Source organism: Pirellulaceae bacterium, assembly GCA_029243025.1.
Taxonomy (GTDB): Bacteria; Planctomycetota; Planctomycetia; order Pirellulales; family Pirellulaceae.
The window spans coordinates 192566-213152 of the sequence record JAQWSU010000034.1 but is presented as its reverse complement, the minus strand read 5'-3'; the positions used below and the strand labels follow the sequence as shown (position 1 = coordinate 213152).

The window sequence follows — 20587 nt, the reverse complement described above, 5'->3', positions numbered from 1 at the left end:
GGCCGTGGAACTCGAAATGTGAAAACGGGTTCACTCGAATGCACTTCTCTCGATACGGCCATCTTTATTCAAGGAGGAAATTTAGATAGCCTTGAGGTTTGATTGTCAAAGAAAATCTGGATCTAGGAGGTTGGTGGCATGCTTGGTGAAAAAATTGGAGAGATTAAATCGACAGCTGTGACAAAGGTATTGCCTGCGAATGGTTCGAAACCTCGGTTTGAAACCACGACGGAAGGCCAGGGTACGGTCTTGGGTGTCGAAGTTAGCGCGATGACGACATATTGGTCTGAAATGGATGCAGACGGCACGCTCTATGGAGAATGTCCTAATCAGGGTGTGCTGATGAGCAAAGATGGGCCCGTCACGGTCGTTGCAAATGGCGCTGGACGAATGCATGAGGACGGCGGCGCAAGTTTCAGAGGTTCGGCGTTCTTTAAGACCACAGTGGAATCCTTGTCTCGCTTGAATGGGATGTGTCTGGTGCATGAGTGGGATGTTGATGCCGACGGGAACGGAGTATGGAAGCTGTGGGAGTGGAAGTAGTCTGATTCCCATCGATTGGAACCCGTTGGTGATAGGCGTGTAATACCGGTGATTGAAATGGGCGATTTACTTGGCCGCCCTTTTTGTTCCGAACGGGAAGCGGTTGAAGCTGGGCGCGACCACTGCCTAAGGTGGTTGTGCTTCGTTGACCTGCGAGTGCTGTACTCGCCCCTGCTGATGGTGTGGGTGTTGCTTCCAACCGGTTAGCGCTGATGATTCGTAAGCGGTTCGGTTTCGTACAAATAGGAATTGATTTGATCGCGGATTACGCTTTGACGATCACGTCGTGCGCTGGCCAGGATCTGACGTGATGGTTTGCGGTCGAAACGCAGCGGAGTCGATTTAAGAGATATCAGCGGACGAGGTGACGAGATACTCTCGTTTTCGAACTAAGCAGCAGGCGAAGAGGACTAAAACCGCCACGTACGAAATCAAGGCCATCAGGTGAATCCAGGCGGGTTCTTCGCCCACGATATCCATCCAGCCAAATTCGTTGTTGGTCGCCGAGAGTTCGATGCCTGTCCACTGAATAAATAATGCCCGTAAACGATATTGAATCGTGAATTTATTGATTAATGCGGGGACGAAGCTGACAAGGACCTCAAAGATAAGCGTGTAGGCAACAACAATCACCATTGATCTCTTTGTGAAAATTGTACCGAGTGTGAGGTAGAGGGCAGCATAGGCGGGAACTGATAAGCAACAGAGTCTTGCGATCGCGAACCAGGTGCGCCAGATTTCGCCTGAATTCGAAAGGGTTGTATTCGCGATCCAGGTCACGAAGACAGCGAGCGTGATACCGATCAGTGTGGCTGTCAGTGTCCAACTTACGGCGGCCAAATATTTGCCCAGTGAAACGGCGACTCGCCCGTTGGGCCGAACTGCAAGGTATACCCAGCTTTGCCCTTCCAGTTCGGTTGAGATAGCGGATGCAGTCCATTTGAAGGTGCCGAGCATACTAATTAGAAATGGCACCAGAACGAAGAAAAATACTTGCCATGCGGTTGTGGGGACGTTGCGTCTTGCGTTAGGGCTCAGGAGCACCAACGATACGATTGCGACTGGGAAGAATGTTAGGATGCACCACCAGGCGATTCCTGCTGCCGTCAAGGCTTGTCGTATTTCAAACTCAAAGACAGCAGACACTCCCGTCCACCATCGCGATCGGCCCTGATTCATATCTCGCCTCGGTGAATTTTTAGCAGGGAATTGAACAGTTCTTGCAATGATTCGTCGGCAGATCGAATCTCGTAGATTTCGATCTGGTTGTGGGTGACCCAAGTTGGCAATTCTGCCAAGATACGGCTGGGGTGACGAGTGGAAGCGATTAACTGATCCGCCTCTATCTTCAGGGATTCAGCCATGTCGCGAGCTACAATGGCTTCCGCCAAACGTTTGGGCGCGCTGCAACGTATCGTTAGGTCGTTCGGTAAATCGACGAGCAATTGATTGACCTCATGAGCATGTCCCGAGGCGAGCAGGCGCCCGCCGCAAATCAATAGGAAAGATTGGGTGACCGACTCAACCTCATGTAACACATGGCTGGCGAGCAGCAGACTTTTTCCACTTTCAATCCAGTTCTGTAAGGCGATCGTCATTTCATGGCGGCCAATCGGATCGAGACCGTTAAACGGTTCGTCCAGGATAAGCAGTTTCGGATCGTGTGAAATCGCCTGAGCCATCTTTGTGCGTTGACGCATGCCGCGAGAATATCCAGAAATAAGGCGATCCATCGCGTTGGTCATGCCAACCAACTCGAGGGCCTGTTTGGCTGCGTCTGTCGCATGGCGGCGTTTCATGCCTTGGAGACGTAATAGATAGCGCACCCATTCGAACCCCGTTACACTAGCATACATTCCCTCGCTGCTTGGGCAGTATCCCATTTGCTGGTAGAGATCGTCATTACTTGTTGGGCATTCTCCAAACACATGGACCGAACCAATGGTCGGCTTGAGTTGGCCCATAATGAGATTGATTAAGGTTGATTTGCCTGATCCATTTGGCCCCAGGAGACCATAAGCCCCAGGTTGCAACGAAAGCGTGACGTCGTTCACGCCGATTACCTTGCCATAAAGTTTCGTTACATTTTGAAAGTCGATCACGGTTATTCTCGCATGGGGGCCATGACGCGCCGAAACAAAATGGTCAACGAGACAACGGTCAGCATCACAAGGGCGATCGTCGAGGGCATGACTTCTTTGTACGTGGCAAAACCGAAAACCCAGCTCTGCACACGCCCAACCGTGTGGTAAAGCGACAGTAGCGACCACATGCTGTCCGTGCGAAATGGCCGAAAACTTTCTGGCGACTGTTGATTTAGGGTTTCGACTGTTGACAAGATTCCGAAGGTGACCCAGCCCAAAATGAAGATTGCGAACCATGCAAATGCCGCGGTGCGACTTTCACGGGTGAGCGATGAGATGCACAACGCGAGTGATGCGGTTGGCAGAGACAGCACCACCGTCGCCGCGATCGTGCGCAGTGGTAGATCCCAGGTGGAAGAGACAACACCCACTTCGGGCGACAGCAAAACAGCCGCGATGTAGAGCACGAGAGCCGGGCACATGGAAATTAACGCGAGGTAGCAGCCAACAATCGATAATTTGCCCACCACGTACTCGCTGCGTCCGATCGGACGGGAAAAGTATAGCAAGAATGCACGGGAGCGGATGTCTTGTGAGATCAACGGGGGGGCGATTAAACCGATGACCAGCACCATCACAATTCCTTGAGGTCTGCGAAAAAATGATTGTAATAGCCAAGCCCAAATTTCATGACGTGCTTCTTGTAAGTCGCCGGATGCCATGAGTTGGACGGCGTCCTGCATTTGGGGATTGTCCCGTACGCTGTTCATGATGAACGGTACGAGTACCCGCATCAATTCCGGGTACTCAACCGATTTTTCATAGAGGAAAAATCCAGCAGCGAACCAAATCGCCGGCGTCCATGACAATAGGAACAGGCGACGCATCCAAGGATTCTGCCAAGCACGTCGGATTCCCGCCCAGGCAATCACGATCACACGATTCCAACTGGCCGCTCGTTTGCCTGTCCAATTGCGGTACCCTAAAGAATTAATCGCCATGCGGGTGCTCCTGGACTGCTTGCAGGAAAATGTCTTCCAGAGAATTGCGGGATGGTGCCATCGATCGGATGGTTGAACCCGTTGCTGCCGCAATCTGCCACAAGCGAGTTGAGACCTCTTTGACCGGACCGTGAATTACAAACGTCCCATCACTGGTGCGCTCGTGTTTGAGTCCTTGCTGAGGCAACGAAGCAGCGAAAGCCGTGGTGTCGCCCAGAAGGCGGACGGATACCGCGGGCACATTAGGGCGACTTAAATTTTGTAGTTGATCTGCGACGCGAACCGTCCCGTTTGCCAGAATCACGACTGCGTCACTGACCGCTCGTACGTCAGGGAGTATATGCGTGCAGAGTAAAACGGTTTTGCCGTGATCGGTAGCGAGCCGTTTGATGCGGCGAAGCAAAATTTCTCGTTCCTCCGGATCCAGCCCGGAGGTGGGTTCGTCGAATATCAGTAAAGGCGGATCGTGAACAATGGCCTGAGCGAAACGTAGTTTTTGTCGCATACCTGTCGAGTAGGTGTCGACGGGTCGGTAACGCTCTTGAGTCAATCCGCAGTAATCGAGAATCTCATGGGCACGTCGAAGCGCTTCCGTCGAATGCATCCCGGAAAGCTGCGCCGAAAATTGAACCGCTTCCACACCCGAAAGACCGAAGAGAAAACAATCATCCTCTGGCATGAATCCAACGTTCGCGCGGATTTCGCGATTTTGGCGACCAATTTCAAAATCTAGCAGCTTGCCGGTGCCACTGGACGGCCGAAGAAGACCTAAAAGAATTTTGATGAGAGTGCTTTTGCCAGCGCCGTTTGGGCCCAATAGACCTGTTACTCCGGGGTGGATTGACAAGGTCACATCTTGTAACGCCGTGAAGGAGCCGAAACGTTTGCAGATCTGGTCGAGCTCAATGAGTGAAGGCACAGCATCTCCATGAAATTGTTAGCGTCACTATCTTAACAAACTGCATGGAATTCGTCAGTGTCCACCGACGCAGCTCCAGATCTTTCGGGAAGAAGGGCGTGACTTTCTTCCAATCCTGGAAGCGGCAGTCGGGCAAGGGGGCGCAGTTTAAGAGTTGAGCAATCGTTTAAAGTTTAGTTGGCAGTCGTACCAATGACCGAACGATCGTAGAAATGTTCTGCTGGCATAACACGTATTCCTTGTGCTGTTGACAATGCATCCTGTTGGGATCAATGGCCAGGCGAACTTTGGCTTACACGTTGCTGCCAAAATCGTCTCGCCTCACGATGAGGCGCCAGTATTGATTGGCGTTGTTGGGGATTTCTGACGTTTTTTTCGATCCGCGAGATTCGTTCGTCCACCCAATTCAGGAAGAATTTGGCTGACGCTTCGTTAATGACAGGCTGTTGAGATTCGGCATCGATGTACCAGGGAGCGGTGGATGCAAAACGGAATGTGTCCTGCCTGTTGGTAATGGCACGCACCAAGATCCAGCCCGGTTTCGCGAGGGGAAGGGTGAGCGAGTGCTTCTGAGTTAGTTGCGTCGTGCCCGAAATGGATTCGAGCAACTGGCCGTTGTGAATGATTTCGATTTGATCAATGGGATCGCGTGAGGTAAGGTCGATCGAAAGATTCATCGACTGATTTCTATGGTTTGTGTACTGGAACGTCGTCCCGGGCAATTGACCGTTGACTGTCGCGATGAGAAGGGGGCCATTTGTTACAAAGCAACGGCCGTCGGCCAGCCCTTCAAACCACCTATCACGCGTGAAGGGGAGATCGAGATGCACGTAAACGCGGTTGTAACCGACTGGGTTTGGAAGCACTCCCGAAGCGCTTCCAGCCGATGGCGGTAGGCGGATTCCGCAGTTCAGCATGTGATAATAGATTACACGGTTGGGACTGTATACGTAGTGTTTTAGCTACCACTGTACCCAGACTGTACCTGACGTACTCGGTCACCGATGATGGTGGCATTGTTTGAGATATAGTATTTCTGCGTGGTTGCGATGTTCTCGTGGCGAGCTAAGAATTGGAGATCCGCCAAGCTCACACCCGCGTTAGCCCACTCCTGTAATGCCGTGCGGCGGAGATCGTGGCCATCAGTGAAGAGACAGCGGCAATCAGAGGGCAAGGCACTCCGACAGATACGAGCCGTATGGCCGTTCGGATGCCGAAACAGATTGAAGATCAAGATCGGAAGGACGGTCGAATTCAATGAAAGCGGAGCTAGAATATTACATCCGCCTGGATGAGTATGCTGAACCGATCATCGTCGAAGACAAAGCATTCCAACTGCTCGCCCTCCTGCTTACATCTGCTGGATTTGGCCCACTCCGGATCCAGTACGACCAATCGACCCACCGGAGAGATATGGTTTTGATTCAGACGGAAACCGCGGAACAGGGAACCGAGCTTTTGGAGATGATCGTCAGCGCGGGATATGACGGCCCGACATTGCAAACTAAAGGGAAGCAGAATTCAGTAGCCATCAATAATCTAGAGCTACTCAAGGAACTCGCTTACGAACGCCACCAGAATCGCATCACGTGCTATTACAGGTTCGACGTCGCCGAAATCCAGCTCCCACGCCGACCTCGGTACGTCAAATAACCCGCCTGAGTCCGAGCAAGAACATCCCCGCTAATGCCATCAACGTCATGCTGGCGGGCTCCGGGACTGAGAACGTAACGCTCTGCCAATCAATGGTGGTTGTGCCGATATTCCCCTCGCTGTCCATGTGTATTTGAATATCTGGGTTAGCTGGGTCTGTCCGCGAGCACATCTTGTAAGGATCGTGGAATCCTATCTCCAGGTAGAACTTACCAGTAAGTGGATTTACCCAACCGTTTGCGTCATCAAACTTGCACGTTCGGAAATAGTGATCGTAGAACATCCGAGCCCCGACTACTTCTCCGGTGTCCGGCTCGTAGATGACTTTGCCGCCGACCCAGTCGCTCAAATGGATTTTACCACCCAACGACATTATGTCAGCGTTGGCAGTGGCTGTGACAGCGAAGAGCATGGCAGTCGTTAGCAGTAGCGTTTTCATCGTTCACCTGTCGTTTGGAGTTGTGTAGCACACCCACCAGTACAGCAGGATTCCGTAACGCTGTCCAGCAGAATCGCCTCCAGGTACACCGTCTGAAATGTGTACCTGAAACGTCCATTTCAGCCCTATCGCGTTAGGTGGCCGATTTGAGCCTTCTATACTAGTATAGAAGTATCCTGCGAGGTATGTTGCTAGCTGTTCCAGTGCATATGATAATAGATTTCTTGCGTCCAGAATCCGTTCCCCCTTGGCGCAGGCAGCCGGTTGGAATCACGAGGCCGACCCCAGGCTTCGCTTTCATACATTTGGTTGCGACACATGTGATTGTTGGCAATGCCAATGGAGTTCATTTGTTCGCTGGCGAGCCAAGTTGGTACATCCCACCAAAATGGCTTTTCGATGTCGATCCAGACGTCAGGGGTTTCAGTCCGAGCTTGGTTCACGAAATGCATTGGGGACGGGAATTCGCGTGACTCTACGCTCAAGTCGAGTGGTCGCTGAAGTCCGAAATAGAGCAGCGCGCCACCCTCTCGCTCATCTTCCCCGGCAAGCACTTCCATGATTCGATGGCCATCGAAGCGTGATTGTGTCCGCGGAACGAACTCTCGGGTTGAGGCCGGTGAATTCCACCAGGTGATGACGGGTGCGAAATCGAGATCTTCCGCCTTGATAAGTGCTGGAACGTCCTTGATTGCGCGATGAATGTGCAAGTCGCCGCTGTACCATCCCCCTTGCCTGAGGTGAGCGATTCGTTTGAGCGTCACATTGACCGTTGACACTTGATTGGCTTTTATTTGGAGTTCGCCCGTCACTTGCTCGTATTCCGGACCTTTCTCAATGGTCCAACGATAAACTCCTGGCGGCACCTCGACCGTGACTCGTCCTGGACAGGTGAAATGGTCTTTCCAAAAAGGTTGGCCATTGGCCTTGATTGGTTGGTTGTTTTCATTGGCCAAGTGAATCCGGCAGGCAATCGATTCGGCTATGGGGGACTGAATGCTAAAGTCGATTCGAGCCGTTTCACGAGCCGCGGAGACTGCATGAATGGTTGACATAAGAATTGTGATCAACAAGAGTCGGCTGAGCATTTTCATTCTTTCACCTGCTTTCGAGCAACACGAAGAATACCTGATCAGTTCAAGTCATGGAACGGTTTGAGGTCGGGAATGGTACCGCGTCCGGATGTCGAATGGGAACGCGAGTTCACTTCTGACGTTTAGGCGGCCCATCTTGCAAACGCCAGCTGAAGCAAAGCAGCCGCCCGAGAATTGTCCTTGGAATCCGGTAGTTTAGCAAACGCGAATTCATGATGCATGAGAGCCGTCCTGGTTGTGGTACGGACATGCTCGATTCGGGCGACTTAAGGCAGATCTTGTGTCCTTAGGGTTCGCGGTCGGAGTCGCTATCGGAAGCCGTGTGGGCCGCATGTTGCCGCAGGGTTTTGGCAATGAGCGGTCGAATTTTCTCGATTCGTGTTAAATCGATCTCGATGCGTACAGCTCCTGCGATTGCCCGATAGAATCCCGCTAGCTCGTCGCTCCAGCGTGTCGAAACGGTATCGACAGCCGTTTCTCCACGATTGTTTTTTTGCTCGATTGACGCGCCCCGGTCAAGCAATAACTCAACGATGTCAGCATGGCAGAGGAAGGCGGCTACATGCAAAGGCGCATTGCCGTCGTTGTTTGTCGCGTTAGGGTCAGCTCCCCGCTCAAGTAAGAGGTTGGCTATTTCAAGCTGTCCATGCAAGGCGGCAGTGCTGAGTGCCGTGGACCCTTCATCAGGATGGCGTGCGTTCAGATCGACACCCGCGTTGAGTAGTTGACGTACTTGGCGATCATCGCCCCGTGAGACCGCAGTATTGATCGCTGTCTGGACTTGATTCAGTTTGCGATTTGCCTGCGCCGCGTCTTTTTGATTGTCCGCCACATGAAAAATAAAGTCGTTGCTGAACATTCCATTCGGGTTTTGGACTTGGAGTAGATGCATTCCGCTTGTCGGCAACTGGGCAGTTTCTATTTTGAGAGTTTCTGCTTCGACTTCCAACTTGGCGGGAACGCGTCTTCCATCAACGATCAAATGGGCTCCCTCACGCACGTGACGGGCGCTGACGATCATTTGACGATGCCCTGGATAGAGAATTGGAAATTGCTGCCTCCCGCTTTGTTGTTCAATTGGGCCCAGGGTCCAGATAGCGGGCTGGGGATGATCGAGATCCGCATTGGCTCCGTGACGCGCTGTAAAGGTACCGACGAATTGTCCCGTGGAGGCGAGCTGCAACAAATCCTCACGAGTTAAAGGTTCGCCCTGCTCATTGCTTTCTACGTAACCCGGTTTGAGTGAGCTGGGGTCAAAACGTAGGTTAGCCTGCCGAGGTTCGATTTCGTTTAGGAACATCCCCTCAACGGTAAGCACGACGGCTCCTTCGACAGCGGACCGTTCCAATGCTTTCAGGAGATCCGTTGTTAGTTCTTGGTGATGGCTGTTACGATCGACGGTGACTTGACGAGCGAAGGCACCCGAGAATCCCGTACTCCCTTCCAACACCATGTCCCAAACGGGGTCGAAACGACGGCGACCTGCCCAAGAGAATTGCCACATGTTTCGTTCCGGAATACCCCGTTCGGCGATATTGCGGTAGAAGTCGAAGTCAATGATGTTTAGACGACCTTGGGGAAGAATTAGAAAGCGATCATAAGCGCCTCTCCAAGTGGGCGCATCCATTCCAGTTCCCGGCGTGTTGGTGCTCACCCAAAATGGCATGCGGTGGCAATCGCCACATACGTTGGCTTCCGGTTGACCTTGGTGATCGCCTTCGATGTGAAATAGTCGAAATCCCTGTTTTGCTCGGGGAGATAAGACGTTCGTGTAGGCACGGCGTTGGGCAGGTGGGTAGGGTACGTTCAATAGGAAGATTGCCATGGCATCACGTTCGGACGCTGTCAATGCGCCGGGTTTTCCTTCGTCATTGACGGTGGCGTCGCCAACGAGGCTCATGGTTGCAGCGATTCCCCCATCGATCAAATGACGGGTGCTGCTTTCCGGGATATCTAAGTTGCTATTGGGTTCGACCGAAGTGTGAATGTTGGCACTATTGTTGCCACCGTATGGATCGCCTGGTATTCCATCCCAATGAAAGGGAGCTGTGTCTCTCAATCCGCGAACCGGCATCGTTGATCGTGGCATAATCTGATTTCCACCGCTCACGACGGGCGTTTTCAATACCCACAGAAGCTGATCCGTATGCCCGTCGGGATGGCAGCTGGCGCAAGAAAAAGTGCCCGTGGTCGATGCGGAAGCGGTGTTGAATGCGATGCGACCTTGCTTCACTGTTGGATGGGTCGGGTCTTGGAGGGAAATGGTATCGAGCACTTTGGGTTGGGTTCGATTCGACAAGTCAACCAGCGAGACTGTGTTGGCTACCGCGTTGAGTACCCAGGCCTTCACGGGTTTTCCTTGGGGCGAATTTTCTAAGGCGATGCCACGTGGGACAGCGCCCACGTCAGTACGACCGAGTAGCTGTCCGGTGGCTGTATCGACCGTGAAAAGTTTGTCAGAGCCCGCTGCAGATACGATCAAGGTAGAATCATCCGCACTGACTTCGATTGCGAAGGGGGTTGCCAATGCCTCGCCCGGGGCCGGCTGATTGGGGGGTAACGGTTCAAGGTTGATGAACTTCGCAGGTTTGGCAACACCCTCCTTGAATGCAACGCTGGTAATCTGGTTGAGGAAAGCCCTGTTTTCGAGTTCGGATAAGCCGTGTCCTTGGGTGCCAGAACGGCCGTTCACTTCATTACGAGCATCGGTCTGTGCGATGTAAACATTTCCCGTCGAATCGACTGCCAGTCCGTACAGTAAGGTGCCGAGCGTATCGACCACTTCGACAAGTTCGTCGGTCTCGGTATCGAATATATAGAGATCGCGATCAGGTACTTCTGGATGTTTAACGATGTCAACAACGTGGCCAAGAGAAAGAACATTGTTGACCGCGATCGAGTGTTGATGCGCGTTGAATGTTACGAGATCACCGTCCAAGTCTCCAGTGCCACCCGAGAGTTGGGTTTGGTTGTTCGATTCGAATGGGGTGACATAGAGCCGATTACCCTGGACCCGGATAGCACGCGGGTCTTGAGCAGTGATGTTAAGTCGTTTTTTTATCCTTCGTGTTTCGGTGTCAATAACGGCAATTACATTTTCCGAGGAGAGCGCAACGTAGGCTTTTGAATTGTTCGCAAACGCTATTCCCACGGGCTCGTCAAACCGTGTTGCTTTTGTTTTGGAATCCAGTTTTTGGACCGTGGCAACCACTTGGAGATAGGTTGGATTTCCCGGATCGTTGTCGATTACGCTGATGGAATCCGATACATGGTTGGATACCCAAACTTCTTTTCCGTCCGGGCGAATTGCGATACTGACGGGATCAATCCCAACCTTTACGCGAGCCACGATGGCACGCGTTGATGCGTTGATCACATCGACCGTGTCGGCGGGTGTATTCACCACAAATACATGATCGTCACGTTGTGCGATTGGCGACGCGTGTGGGCTTACAAACGTGGGATGACCGACCAAGGTCCCAAGCGGCGCGGTTGGTTTCACCTTGTCCGTGCCGCCTGCCTGCGCGGTTGATTGTCCTTCGGTTGCGGTGGGGATCACATTTGCGCCGATCAAAACGCAAAAAGCGGAGTTGACTGCAACGAAGGCAATGGCCGTTTTGAACATAGTGACTGTTCTCGTGATTTCATGAGGCAGTGTTGACATGAGTGTCGGTAGCCGAACCATTATTGTCGCCAACGGGCTGAGGATCGCAACCTGATTATTTAAATCGATACGGATGGTTACACATGAGAGGAACTGGATTAAATGAAGCACCATTATCGCAGCGGTTGCAGATGGACTCTGCGGAAATGAAATGCGAGGCGATACCCTAGAACGGACGTGCAAGTCGATTGCCGTGCTCGCTTGTTAGAATTTCTTTGCTGACTGGCCTGTGCGACGTGATCCCGATCGGTTGTGTTGTTACCCGCAGCAAGCGTTTATAATCGCTTTCCTGTCAAGCAACTCAAGATCGTTGCTTAACGCATCCTCATGACAGCCTGGAGAAGACGGAGCAATGTATACGAGTATCAGAGCGTTGACTGTAGGGCTGTTTAGCATTGGATGCTTGGCTGCTGTTGCGGAGGAAACTCCACCGATTGACGTGATGAAGGTGAGGAACGGGGCGTTATCGGTGACGTTGCGGGGGAATTCTCAATCGCCACGAATACTCAGCGGTTTGGACTCATTGTTCCACCTCGACAAAACCCCAGACTTTGACGCATTTGATCCGGATACACCGGGTGCTTCAGCTGGGCTGAATTTCGAACACATCATCTCAGGATGCAAGAATTCGAACAATAAATTTACTCCTAGGTCTGGAAACTACCGGTTGGTTCGCGATTCGGATGGCAAATCGGGGACGCTGGTTCGGCGGTCCAAGGACAGCCCGTGGAAAATGGATAGCACCCTTACTTATCACGTTGTCGATCCACATTACATCGACTTTGAATTTTCTTGCACACCTCGCGATGCGTCTCTGTTTGGAAAGCATGGATACGCCTTATTGTTTTTTGCCAATTACATGAATGATGTTTCTAATGTGGCGCTCCATTTTCGTGGGCGAACTGCGAAAGATACGACGGATCGTTGGGTGGAAGCGGCGGCACCACCAGGGCATGTCGATTGGAATCAGGGCGGCACGTATCGAAGTTTCTTGGCAGATGAACTTGCGATTGATGATAATGTGGAATTCAGACTTAATACCTGGAGCTATGATTGGCCTCGAATCTCGAAACCGTTCTATTTCGGCCGCAGTGAGCGAGGGATGGCATTTGTCTTGATGTTCGACCGACTTTATTCAGCTCGTGATCAAATTCGATTTAGTTTGTTCAAATTTAAGGTGCCAAAACATCCGCGGCCCGCCTGGGATTTTCAGTATGTAATTAATCAGGTGCAAACCGATCAAACGTATGGATTTCGTGGTCGAATGGTATGGAAGCCTTTTGTCAGTGCTGAAGACTGCGAAGATGAATACAAGCAATGGCGGCAAGTGACTCGAGAGGAACGAATTCGGGAACTGCGGAAGCGAGGCGCCAGCGTTTTTTCGCGTGGGAAGAAGGTCGTCGAAGTCAACGCAAATGGTACGAATCTGACCGACTATGAATTGGGGTGGCTCGCCGATTATGAGGAAATGACCGATCTATCGTTGGAAGGCGTGGCGATCAGCGATGTGGGGATCGCGCAACTGGTCAGTTTAAAGAAGCTCGAATGGCTCAACCTCTATCAGTGCCCGGTTGGCAATGCGACCTTGCGACATTTGAAGTCGCTGCCTCAGCTTCAGCATTTGCCGATTGGAAATAGTCGAGTCACGGATGCTGGACTCGTGCATGTGGCGGCGATGCCGCAGCTTGTTTATCTGGGACTGCGGGGCAATCGGATTTCAGATGACGGGCTTCATCAGATTGCCAATCTAAAAGAACTGAAAGGACTCCATCTAGGAGAAACGGACGTGACTGATTCAGGGCTTCGGAATCTGGTTGGGCTTCAGAAGCTGGAAAGCTTATGGCTCGATCATACCGAAGTCTCAGATAAGGGACTCGATACTTTGGTGGAGTTAAAAGGCTTGCGAGAATTGCATCTGAAGAACACTGAAGTGAGCAAGCAAGGCATCCAGCGGCTCAAGAAAAAGATTCCTCGCTGCGTGATCAATCAGGACAATGCATCGTCGCTTAGAAACTGATCCCGAGTCGAGCGTGTTTATGACCAAACCATCACGTCGGGCTCGTCATCGCTGTAGCCGATGAAAGTTGCTAATACAACGCGCGGCAGGGATCCATCTACGCCCGGCACTTCGTGAATCATGCCCGTGTTAAAGAAGTAAAGGTCACCGGGTTCCAATTCGACCAAACAACGCGGAATGTCGTTCTGTTTGACAAAGTCGTGGAAGCGATTGTTTTTTAAGTAGGGATCGAGGCGGGGTTCCCATGCTTGCTGGTAAACCACGCCTTGTGCGACCTGGCCGTCACGGACGGTATTTTGTAGGCAGAGCACTCCGGCAAGCTGATGGTCAAATCGATAAATCGAGTAATCGGTTCTTGCTTCGCGATTTCGAACGCTGTCGAAATGTGGTGGGTAGGTGTATCCGCCATAATGCACGCGGAAAATGGCTGGACCATATTGGCGGCCATCGGATTCAATCGCCGTGATTACGCGTTTATTGGGAGTCAGACGTTGTAGCCATTGGTAAACGAGTTGAATCGGGTTAGGTGGAGCCGAGAACAATTCGTCGAAAAGTTGGTGTGTCTCTGCGGCGCGACGAAAAAATTCCTCCCGATCATCGCCGTGGTTGCCCAGGCTCGTGCCAATATCAATTCGGCGGTGAGAACTCGCTGTGGGATTGGAGCCAGTCCGAGTCCATCGATCAGACTGCGAGGAGGAAAGTGCCGTTTGCTGGATTCGCTCGTCTTGCGATTCGAACATCAGTTGATGGGCGATCAAACGCTGGATCAGATGCTGGCAATCGGACTGGGGAAAAGCATGTCGAACCACAATGGCTGGAATGTCGCCTGAGATGAGTGCCGCGAGGGGGGCGATGGCAGCGTCACGGGTTTCGCTCGCGTTGCGGTCGGCGTCGAGCTCGATGGCTTGCCATGGACGGGGCACAATGCGATCCTCGCTTGATGGGTTGAGGTGTTTATTGTTGATCACTGGCTTTTGTTTCACAAGTTGGTGGCAGCCGCTGCGGTCGGATTGGCGAAAGTGTCCGAGGTCGACTAGCGCCCCGAATTGCCCCCATGTCGGGAAAATTGGCAGAAAAAGCGATTTGCCCTTTGCGATCAACAAGGGCGCGTGTAGGCTTTGCCTAGACGAATAAGTCAGTGGAAGATTGACCTATTCGAGTGGACTTGGTCAGGATAAAGCAAGAAACGTGGCGTTCGACTGCAAGATTTCGATCGCTGGCGTAGTCCTGACCTTCGAGATAAATGCCGAGTTCCTCTCGGCGACTCGCCAGGTGAAAAGAGGTTTTTCACCGTCTACTGCTGCTGACTAACGGTCGCTGAGACCGCTCTGGAAGGTTGCTCGCGTCGTTAAGACGCATCGAATTTCGGGACTTTCTTGTTAGCCCGGATTCTGGAACAGCTGCGTTCGAGGCTCTCTGTCCCATAAACGGTCCAGACGCTGAGCATTTCAACGCCTTCCAAATTACAGATGAAATCGCACGGGTCAGGTTGTCCTTGATCTGGTTCGCGATTGAACGCCAAGCCCGGCTGCCGTTCCAGCGGATGTTGAATGGTGAAGAGACCAGGATATTTGCCGAGGCCAGACAAACAGAAGATGAGAGAAACAATTGAAGAATTTTCAATCGATGGATTTGTTCGCTCCAATTAAGCGTGCCTTGGCCGAACAAAAGTACGAGACGCCGACACCCATCCAAGCGAAAACCATTCCGCCAGCAATTGAAGGGCAGGATATTTTGGGTTGTGCACAGACGGGGACTGGCAAAACGGCAGCCTTTGCGCTGCCAATTCTCGATTACTTGGGTCATAACGAGCCCAAGACCGTAGCCCATCGCCCCATCGCGCTGATCATGGCACCAACTCGTGAGTTGGCGATCCAGATTGACGAAAGTTTTCGTGTTTACGGCAAGTACATGCGGGTGCGAAGAGCACTTGTGTACGGCGGCGTGGGGCAAGGTTCGCAAGTCGAGTCACTCAAAAGACGGGCCGATGTGTTGGTCGCTACGCCGGGGCGCCTTTTGGATTTGATGGAGCAGGGCCACGTTGATTTACGCGATGTCGAAATCTTTGTGCTCGATGAAGCCGACAGAATGCTCGATATGGGCTTCTTGCCGGCGCTCAAAAAAATTATTGCAAAACTGCCTAAAGAGCGCCAATCTCTCTTCTTTTCTGCCACGATGCCACCGAATATTCGTGATCTGTCGGAACGACTCCTGTTTAATCCCGTCTCCGTTAATGTCACTCCGAAAAAATCTGTGAGTGTCGCACAAATCAAGCAATCAGTGAGAATGGTTGATCGCGGTAATAAACTTGCTTTACTCCGAAACTTGCTTGCGGACGCGGCGGTCGAGCGGGCAATCGTTTTTACACGGACCAAACGCGGTGCGAATAATTTGGCCAGGAAACTTGAAAAAGCCGGCATGTTTTCAGCAGCAATTCATGGCAATAAATCCCAGTCCGCAAGACAGAAAGCGCTTGAGGCATTTCGACGTAAACAGGTCTCCGTGCTTGTGGCGACTGACGTTGCCGCTCGAGGTATCGATATTGATGGCGTGACCCACGTGATTAATTTCGATATGCCCGTTGAGGCGGAAAGCTATGTCCATCGAATCGGTCGTACGGGCCGCGCTGGAGCCGAGGGAGTTGCAATTTCATTTTGTACAGATGATGAACGAGGCGAGTTGCATTCGATCGAACGCCTGATTGGCCAGAAAATTGTGCGAACGGAAAAAAAACAATCCGAAGTAGGTTCCCAATCGGCTCGGAGTGGTTCCCAGGAAAGCCGAGGTTTGCCCACGGTGGAGAAGCAAGGTCGGCAGGGAAATTCAAAATCCCCCGCACGGGCGAAGCGACGTTTTGTCCCAGGAAAGAAACGCAAACGGAAGACAGGCGACACGGCACAACGATCTGTATCGAGTTGCGCAGTCAGTTGAAATATGCGAGAGGGGGTAAGTCATCAACCGCTGAGCCCTTTGGTCCTGTTGGGGCCCCGGTCGGTCCAAGCAGGATCCGTTCCAAAAGGACGCCACTGTTGTGATGGGCAGAAACGTTGGGAGACGTATCCTGTCGTCATCCAACTGTCGAAGCCGTGCTGAGAGCAGGTATCATTGAAACGGCGCGGTAGGCTGCCGAATAGGGAGCGACGTCGATCGAGTCAGCCCGATTGGGTGGAAAGGTCCGTCCTGAAATTCTTGTCAGTCCGGCGGCAAGCCCCTCACAGTTTCCAGCCTCTTTGACTAAAATCGATGGAAAAGTCGAAGTATGTCACTTTTGCAAAAGAATCGGTCGAATGAAGCACATCAGGAATTTTTGCATCATTGCTCACATTGATCATGGGAAGTCCACCTTGGCGGATCGTCTGATTCAGGCCTGTGGTGCCGTCACCCAGCGGGAATTCCGAGATCAGTTACTCGATGCCATGGATATCGAGCGAGAGCGCGGAATCACGATCAAAAGTAACACGATCACGCTTTCTTATCGTGCTCCGGATGGCAAAGATTATCTGCTGAACCTGATCGACACGCCGGGGCACGTCGATTTTTCCCACGAGGTAAGACGCTCCTTGATGGCGTGCGAGGGAGCTTTGATCATTGTCGATGCTTCGCAAGGTGTTGAGGCTCAGACAGTGGCGAATCTCTATTTAGCGATGGATCATGATTTGGAGTTGTTGCCGGTCATCAATAAAATTGATCTGCCGGCAGCAGATGTGGATCGAGTCCGCGAAGAAATTGACGCGGATTTGGGGCTGGATCCGTTTGAGGCGATTCCGGTGTCCGCGAAGACGGGTGAAGGGATCGAGGATATTCTTGCGGGTGTGGTGGAAAAGTTGCCGGCTCCGACGGGCGATCCGGAAGCACCGTTGAAGGCGCTGGTCTTCGACGCTCATTTCGATTCTTATCGAGGCGTGATCTTGCAATGTCGCGTGATGGATGGCTGCTTAAAGCCTCGTGATACGATTCACTTTATGCACTCCGATCGCGATTTTAACGTCGAAGAACTAGGCTTCAATCAGTTAAAGCTCAATAAGAAAGAGCAATTGACTGCCGGGGAGGTGGGTTACATCGTCGCCGGAATCAAGAGCGTTCAGGAGATTGAGATTGGTGACACCATCACGTTGTTGGAGCGACCGGCGGCGGAGCCGATTCCCGGTTATCAGGAAGCCAAGCAGGTTGTCTTTTCCTCGATCTATCCGATGAATTCAGACGAATACAAGGATTTGACAAAAGCCTTAGACAAGCTGGCGATTAACGATGCAGCGCTCACCTATGAGAAAGATAGCTCGGCAGCACTGGGCTTTGGTTTTCGCTGTGGTTTTCTCGGCTTGTTACATCTGGATGTGATTCAAGAACGCTTGCAGAGAGAATTTGACATCGGTCTGGTGATTTCGGCGCCGTCCGTGCAGTACGAATTAACATTGAAGGATGGTCGGACGATCGAGGTGGATAACCCCAGTAATTGGCCAGATCCTATGCAGATCGAATCGGCGACGGAGCCCTATATCAAGGCTTCCATCCTGACGCCGGAAGAATATGTAGGACCCGTGATGGAGCTATGCCGAGAACACCGCTCGGAAAGCCAAACGATGAATTATTTGTTTGCGGGACGAGTGGAGGTGGTGAGTGAGATGCCGCTTGGAGAAGTGTTGTTCGACTTTTACGGAAAGCTTAAAACGATTACGCGTGGTTACGGTTCGTTTGATTACACGCCGACTGATTACCGTAAAACCGATGTGGTCAAGGTTGATATCCTCGTCAATAAGGAGCCTGTCGATACACTCTCGTATCTCGTGCACCGTGAAAAGGCTCGAACTCGCGCTCTTCATTACTGCGAGCAATTGGCCGAGGCGATTCCACGCCACCAATTCAAAATTCCGATTCAGGGAGTTATTGGCGGTAAAGTGATTGCCCGATCGACAATTCAGCCCTATCGAAAAGATGTGACTGCCAAGTTGTATGGTGGCGATGTGACCCGGAAAAATAAGCTGCTCGATAAACAGAAGAAGGGCAAGGCAAAGATGAAGCAGTTCGGTCAGGTTAACATACCGCAAAAAGCTTTTGTGTCGGTACTCGGCGCTAAAAACAAAGACTGATCGGCGCTCACCCATTCGGGCTAATACGGCTGCGCAAAAATGAGAGTGGAAGACACTCTTGTAAATTCAGGGAGTGGTCTGAAGTTCCGCCTGAAGGGCTGCTTTCTCGGACTCAGATAGATCACGCCAGTCTCGATCCGTCAACGCGGCGGCGAGCGCCCAAAGTAACGCGATGTTTGTTTCAGGATCTTGCCGCTTCCAACGTCGAAAGGCGCCGATGACGCCAAGGCTTTCAAGGTCCGATTGGGTGTGGACGTTTATCTCGCCCAGGCGTGCGGCCGTTGTGGCACCGACGTTTCTTAAGTTCATCACAGGGGTGTCAGTGTCTCTCTTGGACGTGGAAGATAGGACGTCTGGAAATAGTGCTTTGAGCTCTTCCAGATGCTGGCCCGTTGCCGTATGGACGACGACGGATTGATTGCGTCCTGTCGCCTGGACCTTTCGCACACCGAACCCATATCCCTTGATGCGTTTACGAGTTTGAGATGCACTGAGATTCACGTATAGCTTGTCTGCGGCGGGCTTCATGATCGACTTTGTCAGGCTGGGATCAACGAAAAGGAATCTGCCGACGGAGGGTGCTACATCAGAGAATTTCCCTAGGTCAAGATGTTCTGGATGATCTCGCCGTGCACGTCGGTCAATCGGTATTGTCGCCCCTGATACTTGTAGGTCAATTTTTCGTGGTCGATCCCGAGTAAATGCAGGATGGTGGCGTTTAGGTCGTGGACGTGAACTGGATCACGAATAATGTTGTAGCCAAAGTCATCGGTAGCGCCATGGATGTGGCCCGGCTTCACACCGGCACCTGACAAAAGAGTCGTAAAACAATAGGGATGGTGGTCCCGCCCGGCATTTGCACCTTGGTCTTGCGCATAGATCGTCCGCCCAAATTCGCCTCCCCAAACAATCAGCGTGTCTTGTAGTAGGCCTCGTTGTTTCAAGTCAATCATTAAGCCGGCGGTGGCCTGGTCGACTGTTTTGCAAGAGTGAGGAAGTTTTTGCGCTAGTTTGGTATGGTGATCCCATCCCATGTGGAATAGCTGGATGAAACGAACGTCTCGTTCAGCAAGTCGCCGTGCCAAGAGGCAGTTTTTAGCGAAGCTACCCGGTTTGCTTACTTCTGGTCCATAAAGTGCCAGAGTCGCCTCTGTTTCTCCTGAGATGTCTGTCAGTTCGGGCACGCTCGTTTGCATGCGAGCTGCCATTTCGTATTGCCCTATGCGGGACTTGATCTCCGGATCGCCAATCCGCTTGTGTCGAGAGTCGTTTAACGTGGCGAGGTCATCGAGCATATCACGTCGAATGGCTTGATCAATTCCGGGAGGATTTTCTAAATAAAAAACAGGGGATCCCGTGTTGCGGAATTTTACGCCCGCGTGGACCGTTGGCAAAAAACCTGATCCCCAGAGTCGACTGTAAAGGGGTTGGGAGCCAGATCCTCCTTGTGAAGTGAGCGCGACGTAACATGGGAGGTTGTTGTTAATGGCGCCTAAACCGTAAGAAATCCATGAACCGATACTGGGGCGACCGGCGAGTTGAAATCCGGTTTGAAAGAAGGTAATGGCAGGATCGTGATTAATGGCCTCGGTTTTCATCGAGCGAATCATGCAGAGATCGTCAGCCTGCGCGGCAAGGTGCGGCAGTAACTGGCTGATTTCCATTCCACTTTGACCTCGCCGCTCGAATCGGTATTGCGTGGGCGAAACCAGCAGGGAAGACTGTTTGGAAGTCATCGTCGTGATTCGTTTGTTGCCTCGGATGCTGTCGGGCAGCGGTTTGCCGCGGTGCGGTTCCAGTTCGGGTTTTGGGTCAAAGAGATCGCTTTGACTCGGGCCGCCGGATTGGAAGAGATAGATGACTCGTTTAGCGCGAGGTGGGTGGTGATAACCGGTCGACGAAATATCTTCTCCAAGACTCGAGTTTGAGAGAATCGCTGCAGCGAAGGCCGTGCCCAGGCCCGCGGCGGATTGATGAAGGAAAGTGCGGCGATTCGATCGATCGTGATGCCTTAAAGGATGAATGGATTGAGAGCGTATCATGATGATTGGCTGCTTGGTTTCTTGAGTGAATCGAGGGAAATCCT

17 protein-coding genes are annotated in these 20587 nt (G+C 52.0%); 5 read left to right on the top strand and 12 right to left on the bottom strand.

Annotated features, from left to right (window positions below):
• Nucleotides 1–138: 138 nt before the first annotated feature.
• The gene (locus P8N76_16990) at nt 139–543 is read left to right on the top strand and encodes a hypothetical protein (protein ID MDG2383369.1); all 405 of its coding nucleotides are present in this window, start codon (nt 139–141) and stop codon (nt 541–543) included.
• Nucleotides 544–885: 342 nt separating this feature from the next.
• On the opposite strand, the gene P8N76_16985 is transcribed toward P8N76_16990, so the two are convergent.
• The 6 genes from P8N76_16985 to P8N76_16960 form a co-directional block, all read right to left on the bottom strand.
• Nucleotides 886–1722, bottom strand: a complete 837-nt coding sequence (locus P8N76_16985; GenBank protein MDG2383368.1) for a hypothetical protein — start codon at nt 1720–1722, stop codon at nt 886–888.
• On the bottom strand, nt 1719–2645 hold the full coding sequence (locus P8N76_16980) for an ABC transporter ATP-binding protein (protein ID MDG2383367.1): 927 nt from the start codon (nt 2643–2645) through the stop codon (nt 1719–1721). Before P8N76_16980 ends, P8N76_16985 begins: the two co-directional genes overlap by 4 nt.
• 2 nt (nt 2646–2647) lie before the next feature.
• On the bottom strand, nt 2648–3628 hold the full coding sequence (locus P8N76_16975; protein ID MDG2383366.1) for an ABC transporter permease subunit: 981 nt from the start codon (nt 3626–3628) through the stop codon (nt 2648–2650).
• Entirely contained in the window at nt 3618–4547 is a 930-nt protein-coding gene (locus P8N76_16970) for an ABC transporter ATP-binding protein (protein ID MDG2383365.1), read from the bottom strand. The genes P8N76_16975 and P8N76_16970 overlap by 11 nt, the downstream gene beginning before the upstream one ends.
• Nucleotides 4548–4816: 269 nt before the next feature.
• Nucleotides 4817–5464 carry a CehA/McbA family metallohydrolase gene (locus P8N76_16965; GenBank protein MDG2383364.1) on the bottom strand — a complete coding sequence of 216 codons (648 nt, stop codon included), beginning with the start codon at nt 5462–5464 and terminating at the stop codon, nt 4817–4819.
• A 41-nt stretch (nt 5465–5505) separates the two neighbouring features.
• Nucleotides 5506–5721 (bottom strand): tyrosine-type recombinase/integrase, encoded by a 216-nt coding sequence (locus tag P8N76_16960; protein MDG2383363.1) that lies wholly within the window; start codon nt 5719–5721, stop codon nt 5506–5508.
• An 83-nt stretch (nt 5722–5804) separates the two neighbouring features.
• Between P8N76_16960 and P8N76_16955 the strand changes: the two genes are divergently transcribed.
• Nucleotides 5805–6200 (top strand): hypothetical protein, encoded by a 396-nt coding sequence (locus P8N76_16955; protein MDG2383362.1) that lies wholly within the window; start codon nt 5805–5807, stop codon nt 6198–6200.
• Here the strand turns inward: P8N76_16955 and P8N76_16950 are convergent.
• From P8N76_16950 to P8N76_16940, 3 genes are all read right to left on the bottom strand, one after another.
• Entirely contained in the window at nt 6193–6639 is a 447-nt protein-coding gene (locus P8N76_16950) for a PEP-CTERM sorting domain-containing protein (GenBank protein ID MDG2383361.1), read from the bottom strand. The genes P8N76_16955 and P8N76_16950 overlap by 8 nt on opposite strands.
• 191 nt (nt 6640–6830) lie before the next feature.
• Complete coding sequence (locus tag P8N76_16945; GenBank protein MDG2383360.1) at nt 6831–7733, bottom strand: hypothetical protein; 903 nt, start codon at nt 7731–7733, stop codon at nt 6831–6833.
• A 286-nt stretch (nt 7734–8019) separates the two neighbouring features.
• Nucleotides 8020–11358, bottom strand: coding sequence for an ankyrin repeat domain-containing protein (locus P8N76_16940; GenBank protein ID MDG2383359.1), 3339 nt, complete (start codon nt 11356–11358; stop codon nt 8020–8022).
• Between the two features lie 391 nt (nt 11359–11749).
• Between P8N76_16940 and P8N76_16935 the strand changes: the two genes are divergently transcribed.
• Entirely contained in the window at nt 11750–13414 is a 1665-nt protein-coding gene (locus P8N76_16935) for a hypothetical protein (protein MDG2383358.1), read from the top strand.
• Nucleotides 13415–13431: 17 nt separating this feature from the next.
• On the opposite strand, the gene P8N76_16930 is transcribed toward P8N76_16935, so the two are convergent.
• Complete coding sequence (locus tag P8N76_16930; protein MDG2383357.1) at nt 13432–14337, bottom strand: hypothetical protein; 906 nt, start codon at nt 14335–14337, stop codon at nt 13432–13434.
• 703 nt (nt 14338–15040) lie between these two features.
• Here P8N76_16930 and P8N76_16925 point away from each other — a divergent pair.
• Entirely contained in the window at nt 15041–16345 is a 1305-nt protein-coding gene (locus P8N76_16925) for a DEAD/DEAH box helicase (protein ID MDG2383356.1), read from the top strand.
• 356 nt (nt 16346–16701) lie between these two features.
• Complete coding sequence (lepA, locus tag P8N76_16920) at nt 16702–18501, top strand: translation elongation factor 4 (GenBank protein MDG2383355.1); 1800 nt, start codon at nt 16702–16704, stop codon at nt 18499–18501.
• 66 nt (nt 18502–18567) lie between these two features.
• Here lepA and P8N76_16915 read toward each other — a convergent pair whose 3' ends face one another.
• Nucleotides 18568–19029, bottom strand: a complete 462-nt coding sequence (locus P8N76_16915; GenBank protein MDG2383354.1) for a TfoX/Sxy family DNA transformation protein — start codon at nt 19027–19029, stop codon at nt 18568–18570.
• Between the two features lie 71 nt (nt 19030–19100).
• Nucleotides 19101–20543 carry a DUF1501 domain-containing protein gene (locus tag P8N76_16910; GenBank protein ID MDG2383353.1) on the bottom strand — a complete coding sequence of 481 codons (1443 nt, stop codon included), beginning with the start codon at nt 20541–20543 and terminating at the stop codon, nt 19101–19103.
• Nucleotides 20544–20587 lie beyond the last annotated feature (44 nt).

Excerpts from the sequence above, each read along its gene's own strand:
- P8N76_16990 (MDG2383369.1), top strand. The coding sequence starts at position 139 with ATGCTTGGTGAAAAAATTGGAGAGATTAAATCGACAGCTGTGACAAAG.
- P8N76_16985 (MDG2383368.1), bottom strand. The coding sequence starts at position 1,722 with ATGAATCAGGGCCGATCGCGATGGTGGACGGGAGTGTCTGCTGTCTTT.
- P8N76_16975 (MDG2383366.1), bottom strand. The coding sequence starts at position 3,628 with ATGGCGATTAATTCTTTAGGGTACCGCAATTGGACAGGCAAACGAGCG.
- P8N76_16965 (MDG2383364.1), bottom strand. The coding sequence starts at position 5,464 with ATGCTGAACTGCGGAATCCGCCTACCGCCATCGGCTGGAAGCGCTTCG.
- P8N76_16955 (MDG2383362.1), top strand. The coding sequence starts at position 5,805 with ATGAAAGCGGAGCTAGAATATTACATCCGCCTGGATGAGTATGCTGAA.
- P8N76_16950 (MDG2383361.1), bottom strand. The coding sequence starts at position 6,639 with ATGAAAACGCTACTGCTAACGACTGCCATGCTCTTCGCTGTCACAGCC.
- P8N76_16945 (MDG2383360.1), bottom strand. The coding sequence starts at position 7,733 with ATGAAAATGCTCAGCCGACTCTTGTTGATCACAATTCTTATGTCAACC.
- P8N76_16940 (MDG2383359.1), bottom strand. The coding sequence starts at position 11,358 with ATGTTCAAAACGGCCATTGCCTTCGTTGCAGTCAACTCCGCTTTTTGC.
- P8N76_16935 (MDG2383358.1), top strand. The coding sequence starts at position 11,750 with ATGTATACGAGTATCAGAGCGTTGACTGTAGGGCTGTTTAGCATTGGA.
- P8N76_16925 (MDG2383356.1), top strand. The coding sequence starts at position 15,041 with ATGGATTTGTTCGCTCCAATTAAGCGTGCCTTGGCCGAACAAAAGTAC.
- lepA (MDG2383355.1), top strand. The coding sequence starts at position 16,702 with ATGAAGCACATCAGGAATTTTTGCATCATTGCTCACATTGATCATGGG.
- P8N76_16915 (MDG2383354.1), bottom strand. The coding sequence starts at position 19,029 with ATGAAGCCCGCCGCAGACAAGCTATACGTGAATCTCAGTGCATCTCAA.
- P8N76_16910 (MDG2383353.1), bottom strand. The coding sequence starts at position 20,543 with ATGATACGCTCTCAATCCATTCATCCTTTAAGGCATCACGATCGATCG.